Raw genomic sequence first — 5,017 nt, forward strand, 5'->3', positions numbered from 1 at the left:
TCGGTGGGTATGCAGTACCGCCGTCGAGGGCCCCCTTCCTACAAGTGACGAGGGCTCCTAGTCCCCTGTGGGAGGGAAGAGGTGTATTGGGCGCATCTCGTGGGGGCCCACCGTCCCGGCTCCGCGTGGGCCGGTGCCGCCCGCCCCGACCGCTACCGGGCCGGGGCTCCGGAGACGACGCCGAGGGCATTCGACCCGCGTACCTTGACCTTGGTCCTGGTCAGCCGCGTGAGCGCGGCCGTGACGTCGGCGGCCTGAGCGTCGGTGAAGGCCGTCTTGAGGACGGTCGCGGCCACGGGCGCTCCGCCCGGCCTCTTCACCAGGATCGACCAGGCCAGGGGAGTGTCCGTGGCGCGGGTGACCGACGTCCACGGGAACCTCAGTTCCCCGGACGCCGTGCGGATGACGGCCTCCTGGTCGGTCAACGCGACCGATGTGGGGCCCGCCTGGCGCTGGGCGGCACGAGAAGCGACCTTCTTGGCGACCACGGTGATGTTCTGGACCTGGAGCAGGCAGGCGATGAGCGCGGCGATCGCGAAGAGGACACCGCCCGCTGCGAGGCAGAGCAGTGAGAGCAGCAACCAGGCGCCGGCGACCGCCCAGCGCACTGCCGGTGCGGGAAGGTTGGCTCTCACCGCGGCGGCGAGCTCCTCAGGTGCTGCGTCGTACTCCACCTGGACGTTCACGTTCGTTCCTTTGTTCGCGAGGGCACATCATGGCCGGGGCACCGTGCCCGGCACAAGCGCGATGCGCCGGCCCCGGACGGGACGCATACGACCAGAGCCGGGCCGGCTCCGAAACGGCGCTCACCACGGTCTTCGCGCACTGGGTCCACCTCGGGGTCCCGCCCCGGCCCGCCGTCGTCCCGGTGACTGCTGCGCTCCGCCGGTGATCTCCGAGCGGTGACGCAGCCCGCGGCGCCAACGGGATGCCCGCGGTCGCGGATCTACGCCGACCGGGTCCGCCGGCCCGGGGAACCCACCTTCAGGCCGAGCTGTTCGAGGGCGTCGAGTACCTCGATGAGGCCCGTCCGGTCGTCCTGGCCGCGGCGCATGGTGGTCAGGACGGTCGCGGCGCTACCGGACTCCTCGACGCTCTGCCACAGTGCCGGGGCGAGCACCGGGTGAGCGCTGACCTCGACCAGTACGTCTACGTCATGGCCCGTCAGCAGCTCGGCGGTGGAGTCGGCCAGCAGGACGGGCTGCCGCAGGTTCTGGGCGAAGTAGCGCGCGGTGGCCTGCCGCCAGTCGAGCGCCTGCCCCGTGACCGAGGAGATCATCGGGATCCGGCCGGGCCTGGGGGTGAGCTCACCTACGGCTCGTTCGAGGTCCGCCAGGATCGGATCGATCGCCGGGCTGTGGGCCGGCAGGTCGACTCGGACCATCGCGCACAGCACGTCCGCGGCCTGGAGCTCGGCGACGATGGCCTCCAGCTCGGACCGGTCACCGGCCAGCACGGTGGTCCGCGGGCCGTTCCGCGCGGCGACGGACACGCTCCCCCCAAGCCCTCGCAGGTGCTTCGAGAGGTCGACGGCCGAGAGCTCCACCACGGCCATGCCGCTGTGGGGGCCGGCCACGCGGCGTTGCTGGTCGCTGTAGTGGTGGACGAGCCGGACCGCGTCCGGCAGGTCGAGGATGCCGGCGATGACGCCGGCGGCGATCTCGCCGACGCTGTGACCCGTGACAGCGGCCGGCCGGACGCCCGCCTCCTCCAGCCAGCGGGCGATGCCCACTTGGACGGCGAAGACGATGGGTTGCATGACGCCGACGTCGTTCGTCCTGGCTTCGGGTTCGTCGAGGAAGAGCTCGTGGACGAGGGACCAGCCGGTGTGCCGGGCCAGCTCGCCGTCGCACTCCTCCAGGGCCGAGCGGAAGGCGGGTTCGGTGCGGAACAGGGTCCGCCCCATGCCGACCCACTGCTGGCCGTAGGGGGAGCAGACGAAGGCGATCCGGACGCCGTCCGCGGCGGCGGGCTCCGGCCCGGCGGACGGGCCGCTGGTCGGCTCATGGACGGCTGCCCCGCCGAGTTCGCTCAGCCGCAGACCCGGAGCGGCGGCCACGGCGTCGAGCAGCTCGGTGAACTCCCGGGCCAGCCGCTCGGCCTCCGCGGGGACGAACAGGTCGAGGGCGTAGGTGAGGCTGCCGTCGATGCCGTCCGGCCTCCGCTGTTCGGTGAAGCCCTCGAACAGCTCGAAGCGGAGGTCGAAGCGGGTGATCCCCTCCGTCACCGGCTCGGCCCGGACCTCCAGGCCGGGAAGGCGGAGCTCGGCGCTCGCGTTGTTCTGGAATGCGAGCATCACCTGGATGAGCGGGTGCCACGCGGGGGAGCGCGGCGGGTTGATGGTCTGGACCACGTGGTCGAACGGCACCTCCTGGTGGGCGAAGGCCGCCAGGTCCGTGCTGCGCACCCGGAACAGCAGCTCCCGGAAGGTCGGGTCGCTGTCGGTCCTGGTGCGCAGCACCAGCGTATTGACGAAGAATCCGACCAGGTCGTCGAGGCCCTCGTCGGTGCGCCCGGCGGTGGGGATGCCGATGGCGATGTCGGTCCCGGCTCCGCGCCTGGTGAGCAGGGTCGCGAGGGCGGCCTGCACGACCATGAAGACGCTGGTGCCGGTCTCCCGCGCCAGCTGGTGCAGTGCCCGGTGGGTCGCCCGCGTGACGCGGAAGGGGACCCGACCGCCCCGGTGCGAGGGGGTGTCCGGACGCGGGGCCGCCACATCGATCCGTAGGCGGTCGGGCATTCCCGCCAACTCGCCCTCCCAGAAGGAGAGCTGGCGATTGACCAGGCTGTTGGGGTCCTCCGGGGCGCCCAGGAGATCGTCCTGCCAGAGCGTGTAGTCGACGTACTGGACCGGTAGTTCGGGCCGGGCCGGCTCCTGCCCGAGGCGGCGCGCGGCGTACGCGAGTGCCAGATCGCGGTTCAGGGGGAGCAGCGACCATCCGTCGCAGGCGATGTGATGGACGGTCAGGAGCAGGACGTGCTCGTCCGCGGAGAGCCGGAACAGCCGGGCCCGCAGTGCCGTCTCGGCGGTGAGGTCGAAGGCGTGACCGGCCGCAGAGCTCAGCGCTTCGGACAGGCCCGCCTCGGTGACGCCGTCGACCGGCAGCTCGACCGGGGCCTCGTCCGGGTCCAGGACGACCTGCTGGGGTCGGCCGTCCCAGTCCGGGTAGGCGGTGCGCAGACTCTCGTGCCGGGTGACCAGGTCGTCGAGGGCGAGTCGCAGGGCGGACAGGTCGAGGTCGCCGCGCAGCCGGTAGGCCATCGGCATGTTGTAGTGCCCGGCCGCGCCGTGCAGGCGGTTCAGGAACCAGAGGCGCCGCTGGGTCTGCGAGAGCGGGATCTCCGCCGGACGGCCCCGGGGGCGCAGCGGCGGGCGTCGGCTGCCGGAGCCCTGCTCCAGGTGCTCGGCGAGTTGGGCGACGGTCGGGGCCTCGAAGATCGTCCGGACCGGGACCTCCACGTCCAGAGCGGCCCGGACGCGACCGGCGAGCCGGGTGGCCAGCAGGGAGTGGCCGCCCAACTCGAAGAAGGAGTCGTCGATGGTGACCCGGTCGAGCCCGAGCACCTGGGCGAACACCGCGCAGAGGATCTCCTCCCGTTGGCCTCGCGGGGCGCGGCCCTCCTTCTCGCTCATGGTCAGCTCCCGCTGACGGCGGTGCGGACCTGGGCGGGCCACGCCGCGGTGTCGAGGCCGTACTGGCAGAGGAAGGCGTAGACGAGCCGCTCCAGGCCGAATCCGACGCAGCCGCTCCGGGCCGGGCCGTTCGCACCGTGGTCGATGCCGAAAGCCTTGCCGAAGAGGTCGTCGTGGAAGTTGAAGGAGCCGACGGCGATCGTCCTCCCGGGCGCGACGTGGAGCCGCAGCTCGTACTTGAGCTCCATCAGCCGCTGGGACCAGATCCGCTCGGAGGTGTCCGCGCCGCAGAAGAACGGATCGTTGCCCACCTCGCAGAAGCCGCTCAGGCCGAGCTCCTCGACGAAGACGAAGACCTTCCGCATGAAGCGCTCACGGGAGTCCAGCACGTCTTCCCGGGAGCCCATGAAGACCATCTCCCGGATGGTGAAGTCCCAGAGCCGCTCCAGGCTGGTGGCGTATGCCGCCTCGAAGCGGAACGACTTGCCGCGCGAGGTGACCACGTGGAGCCGGCCCGCCTCCAGTGTGCGGTCGCTGTACTGGTTGAAGGTGTGGTAGCACATCGTGGGCGGCAGGCAGTAGTCGACGTTGCCGCAGGAGTCCAGCACCGCGGAGTCGATGCCGGTGACGGCCTGCCGCTCCTGGAAGGCGCGGTAGACGTCCAGGTCGTTGCGCAGCCTGGTGACGAACATCAGGTGCTGCGGGAAGGCCTTGAAGTAGCCCGCCGTCTCCAGCGCCTTCGTTCTGATCAGAGTCGGGTAACGGTACTCCCGGACTTCGTGGTCCTCGGCCAGCAGGTCACAGACGGCCCGGTCGAAGTAGCTGAAGAGGGAGAGCAGCGGCTCGCCGACGGCGACCTGACCCTCACCGACCTCCGTCACCGCGCCGGTCCCGGAGAGGAGTTCGAAGACGTCCTGGTGCGGGGTGCGCTGGTGCGGCGAGGTCCAGACGGCCTTGGCCGGCGTCACCCACTGCCTCCGGACGTCGTTGTCCACCATGGAGTTGACCTTCTCGGTCAGGGCGTCGTGCGGGAGCGGTTGCCCGGAGCGCAGTGTCACGGAGCGCACCTCGTCGCCCTCCACGGGCACCACGAAGCCGGTGATCTCGGGCGACACGAAGAAGAGTCGGCGCTCGATCTCGGCGGCCAGCGCTCCGGGAATCGGGCTGCGAAGGTCGATGCGGGTGAGGACCTCGTCGGGGTGCGTCATCGTGGTTCTTTCCTCGCCGGTGGGAGAACGGTCGAACGGGCCGGCGCGGGGGGGGGGGGGGGGAGAGGAGGAGGGAAAGGAGGGGTCCTAAAGACGCCCGGTCAGCTCGAAGCTGACTTCCAGCCGGCGGGTGTCCACCAGCACCAACGCGCCCCGGGTGCCCTCGAACAGGCCG

The 5,017-nt window shown here is 71.3% G+C and carries 3 protein-coding genes and 1 pseudogene; all 4 read right to left on the minus strand.

All coding sequences use genetic code 11. The annotated features are described in order from the left end of the window. Positions 1–152: 152 nt before the first annotated feature. On the minus strand, positions 153–686 hold the full coding sequence (locus tag ACFVGO_RS16010) for a hypothetical protein (RefSeq protein ID WP_380632255.1): 534 nt from the start codon (positions 684–686) through the stop codon (positions 153–155). 260 nt (positions 687–946) lie between these two features. After that, the gene (locus tag ACFVGO_RS16015) at positions 947–3,634 is read right to left on the minus strand and encodes a condensation domain-containing protein (RefSeq protein ID WP_380632257.1); all 2,688 of its coding nucleotides are present in this window, start codon (positions 3,632–3,634) and stop codon (positions 947–949) included. A 2-nt stretch (positions 3,635–3,636) separates the two neighbouring features. Further along, complete coding sequence (locus tag ACFVGO_RS16020) at positions 3,637–4,842, minus strand: hypothetical protein (protein ID WP_359899094.1); 1,206 nt, start codon at positions 4,840–4,842, stop codon at positions 3,637–3,639. A gap of 90 nt (positions 4,843–4,932) precedes the next feature. Beyond that, positions 4,933–5,017 (minus strand): annotated as a pseudogene (locus tag ACFVGO_RS16025) (ATP-binding protein); the annotation flags it as partial.

The sequence above is a fragment of the Kitasatospora sp. NPDC057738 genome (assembly GCF_042798815.1).
Taxonomy (GTDB): Bacteria; Actinomycetota; Actinomycetes; order Streptomycetales; family Streptomycetaceae; genus Kitasatospora; species Kitasatospora lactacystinica.